At 72.0% G+C, this 4015-nt stretch carries 5 protein-coding genes; all 5 read right to left on the reverse strand.

Annotated elements, in window-relative coordinates; all coding sequences use genetic code 11:
• Positions 1-540, reverse strand: a 540-nt coding sequence (gene hisH / locus VM840_04855) for an imidazole glycerol phosphate synthase subunit HisH (GenBank protein ID HVL80904.1), incomplete at its 3' end; no start/stop codon positions are given.
• Complete coding sequence (gene hisB / locus VM840_04860; GenBank protein HVL80905.1) at positions 537-1127, reverse strand: imidazoleglycerol-phosphate dehydratase HisB; 591 nt, start codon at positions 1125-1127, stop codon at positions 537-539. The genes hisB and hisH, both read right to left, overlap by 4 nt.
• Positions 1128-1188: 61 nt before the next feature.
• A complete protein-coding gene (hisC, locus tag VM840_04865) occupies positions 1189-2250 on the reverse strand; it encodes a histidinol-phosphate transaminase (protein ID HVL80906.1) in 1062 nt (353 codons plus the stop codon).
• Complete coding sequence (hisD, locus tag VM840_04870) at positions 2247-3557, reverse strand: histidinol dehydrogenase (GenBank protein HVL80907.1); 1311 nt, start codon at positions 3555-3557, stop codon at positions 2247-2249. Before hisD ends, hisC begins: the two co-directional genes overlap by 4 nt.
• Positions 3558-3582: 25 nt before the next feature.
• Positions 3583-4015: hypothetical protein (locus VM840_04875; GenBank protein ID HVL80908.1), on the reverse strand; the 433-nt coding region annotated here is incomplete at its 5' end.

Here is a 4015-nt window from a genome sequence, read left to right on the forward strand (position 1 = left end):
GTGGAACTGGACCCCCACCAGGCTGCCCCGCTCGATCGCGGAGCAGAACGTCTCACCGTAGGTCGTGGTCGCCGCGACGTGGTCGGGCTCGGGACAGACGTGGAACGAATGTACGAAGTACGCCTTCTCGCCCGGCTCGACGGCCGACAGCACCCGGGCCCCCTCCCGGACGGAGAGGTCGTTCCACCCCATGTGCGGCACCTTCGGCGCGCGCAGCCGACGGACCGTGCCCGGCACGACCGCCAACCCCCGCTCGTCGGGGTCCTCCTCGGAGCGTTCGAAGAGGAGCTGGAGCCCGACGCAGATCGCGAGCAGGGGACGGTCGGCGTCCACCCAGTCCTTCAGCGCGGCGTCGAACCCCGTCTCCCGCAGGTTGCGGGCACCCGCCCCGAAATGGCCCACGCCGGGCAGCACGACCGCCCGCAGCTCGTCGTGCAACGCGTCCGGGGTCTCGAGCAGCGCGACGTCGGCCCCCGCACGCTCGAGCGCCTTCGTCACGCTCGGCAGGTTGCCGAGCCCGTAGTCGACGACGCCGATCACTCCAGGACACCCTTCGTCGAGGGAGCCGAGACCCCCCCGGTCCGGGCGCACGCCTGGGCCAGCGCGCGGGCCAGCGCCTTGAACTCGCCCTCGACTATGTGGTGGGGATCGCGTCCGTCCAGCAGCCGCGAGTGCAGGGTGATGCCGCCCCGGTTGACCAACGCCCGCATGAACTCGTTCGTGTGGACGGGCTCGTACCCGCCGATGGCATCGGCCGGGACGGGGATGTCCCGGGCTAGGTAGGGACGTCCGGACAGGTCGAGCGCGCACATCACGAGCGCATCCTCCATCGGCACGGTCACCGAGCCGTACCGGACGATGCCGGCCTTGTCCCCCAGCGCCTGCTTCAGAGCGTCACCGAGCGCCAGCCCGACGTCCTCGATCGTGTGGTGGTTGTCGATCTCGAGGTCCCCGGTGGCCTCGACGCGCAGGTCGAACCCGGAGTGGCGGCCGAGCTGGTCCAGCATGTGGTCGAAGAACGGCACCCCCGTGGAGACGGACGTTGAACCGGAGCCGTCGAGGTCGATCTCGACGACGATCTTCGTCTCGTTGGTCTCACGCTCGATGCGCGCGCTGCGCGACGTCATGATCCTCCTGAGCCCGGGGCCCCTATCGTACGGCCACCCGCTCGGCGGAAGCCGACCGCCTCTAGACGAGCTCCCGCAGCCCAGCCAGGAACGCGTCGTTCTGCTCGGGCATCCCGGCGGTGACGCGGACGCACCCGTCGCCTCCCTCGATATGGGTCATGTCCCGGACGGCGATCCCGCGCGCGGCGAGGCCGGAGACGACGGCGTCGGCATCGGGAGCCCGGAACAGCACGAAGTTGGCCAGGCTGGGGTAAGCGGTGATGCCGTCCATCGACTCGAGCTCGGCGATGAGCCGGTCCCTCTCGGTGACGAGCAGCTGGACGTTCTCGAGCAGCCTCTCCCGGTGGCGCAGGACGGTGACCCCCGTGACCTGGGCCAGGGCGGACAGGCCGTACGGCATCCGGACCGCGAGCAGCGGCGCCAGCGTGTCCGGCTGCGCCAGGGCATACCCGATCCGGGCTCCCGCGAGTCCGAACGCCTTCGAGAGGGTCCGGACGACGATCACGTTCCCGAACTCCTGCAGGTGGTCGGTGAACGTGACGCCGGCGAACTCGTAGTACGCCTCGTCCACCACGACGAGCCCGGGTGCGGCGTGGGCGAGGGCAGCGATGTCCTCCGGGAAGGTGATGGCTCCCGTCGGGTTGTCCGGCGTGCAGACGAACACGATCTCCGGACGGAGCCGGTCGATCGCCTCGAGCGACGCCTCCAGATCGAGGAGGAAGTTGTCCCGACGCGGGACCGTCTCGATCCTCATCCCGGCCACGGTCGCCTGCAGCCGGTGCATCGCGTACGTGGGAGCGAAGAGCAGCGCGGTCCGTCCGGCCCCTCCGTAGGCGAGGCACGCGTTGAGGAGGATCTCGTTGGAGCCGGTGCCGGTCCAGATCCAGTCGCGCTCCAGGCCCGTGTAGGCGGCGAGCTCGTAGCGCAGCTCGAGCGCCTCCGGGTCGGGGTAGCGGTTGAGCTCGATCCCGGCGATGGCGTCGAGGACCTCGTCCAGAACGTCCTTCGGGGGCGGGAGCGGGCTCTCGTTCGCGTGGAGCCGGACCGGCGGCACCTGCGCTGACGGGCGGTACGGGCGCAGGGCGGCGATCTCGGGCCGGGGGTCCGGACGGGGCCGGCTCACCCCGGACCCTCCTCGAGACGGACGTGCAGGTCCTCGCGGTGTGCCTGCAGCCCCTCCGTCTCCGCGATGGTCTCGGCGATCGAAGCGTCGCGGAACAGGGCCTGGCGGGAGTAGGAGACGGTGTTGAGGGCGACGAGGAAGTCGCGCACCGACAGGCCGGACGAGAAGCGGGCCGTCCTCGCGGTCGGGAGCACGTGGCTGGGCCCGGCGCAGTAGTCGGACAGGGTGGCCGGCGTGTCCGCCCCCACCAGGACCGTCCCCGCGGCGTGAACCCGGTCGAGGAACGCCTGCGGCTCGGACGTGTGGATGCAGAGGTGCTCGGGCGCCAGCTCGTCCACCACCTCGGCGGCCTGCTCCAGGTCGCGGACGAGCACCGCGAGCCCGTGGTTCGCGAGCGCCTCCCGGATGGCGGCGGCGCGCGGGAGCCGTCGCAGACGGTCCCAGAGCTCGCGGAGGATCTCGGCCAGCAGCTCCTCGGAGGTCGTCACGAGAACGGCCGCGGCCTCCGGATCGTGCTCGGCCTGGGTCAGCAGCTCGGCCGCAGCGAACGAGGCCCGTGCCTGCGCGTCCGTGACGACGACGGCCTCCGACGGCCCGAACAGCCCGTCGATGCCCACCGTGCCGAAGACCTCGCGCTTCGCGAGCGTGACGTAGATGTTGCCCGGACCGCAGATCTTGTCCACCGCGCGAACGGTGGCCGTCCCGTACGCGAGCGCCCCGACCGCTTGGGCTCCGCCGATGCGGTAGATCTCGGTGATCCCGGCCACCTGCGCCGCGGCGAGGATCACGTCGGCCGGGGAGCCGGACGGGTCGGGGGGCGTGCAGAGGACGATCTCCGGGACGCCCGCGACCGTGGCCGGGACGGCCGTGTGCAGGACGGTGGACGGGTAGGCTCCCCGTCCGCCGGGCGCGTACAGCCCCACCCGCCTGATCGGCCGGAAGACCTGTCCCACGGAGGCGCCGTCGCGGTCCAGGGACCAGTCCTGCGGTCTCTGGGCCTCGTGGTACTCGCGGAGGGCGTCCGCCGCCGCGTGAAGCGCCTTCATCGTCCGCTCGTCGATGCGCGAGGCGGCTTCGTCCCGCTCCGCCACGGAGACCCGCAGACCGTCCGGGTCGAGCTCCACGCCGTCGAAGGAGGCCGTGTAGGAGAGGACCGCCTCGTCGCCGTCCTCCCTTACGTCTCCCAGGATCCGCCGCACCGTGGCGGCCGCCTTGGCCAGGTCGGGACGGTCCCACCCGCCGTGATGGCGGGTCAGGACCTCGGACGCGGCCGCGTCCGAGCGCAGGTCGACGACCTCGAGAGGCATAGGGCGAACAGAGTAGCGGCTCCCGTCACCGGTCCGGGCACGAGAAGGTGCCGGTGACGCGCACCGTACGCGGCGTGCTCTGCCCCGTGACCGCCATGGGAGCCGTGAACTCGCCGCTGCGTCGCCGGTCCGACAGCGTCACGCTCAGGGGCGTCTCCCTGGGGGCGGCCGAGACCGAGGAGTAGAGGACCTCCTCGTACGCGAGCTGGATGGCCACGACCTCGCTCGGGCCGTCGGTCCGGACCGCGAGCTCCCCGGGTGCGCCCACCTGCATGACGAAACCGTCCGGGACCGGACCGTCGGTCTCCCCGCGCACCACGGTCCCGGCTCCCACGCGGACCGTGTCCCGGTCGATCTCGCACTCGGCGTCGTCCCACCGCACCTCTTCGCCCTCGAGCTCGGCGACGACCTGCGCGGCGCCGCAGTAGGTGTGGGCCTCCGCCCCGTCCACCTCCCCC

Source organism: Actinomycetota bacterium (genome assembly GCA_035540895.1).
GTDB lineage: Bacteria > Actinomycetota > JAICYB01 > JAICYB01 > JAICYB01 > DATLFR01.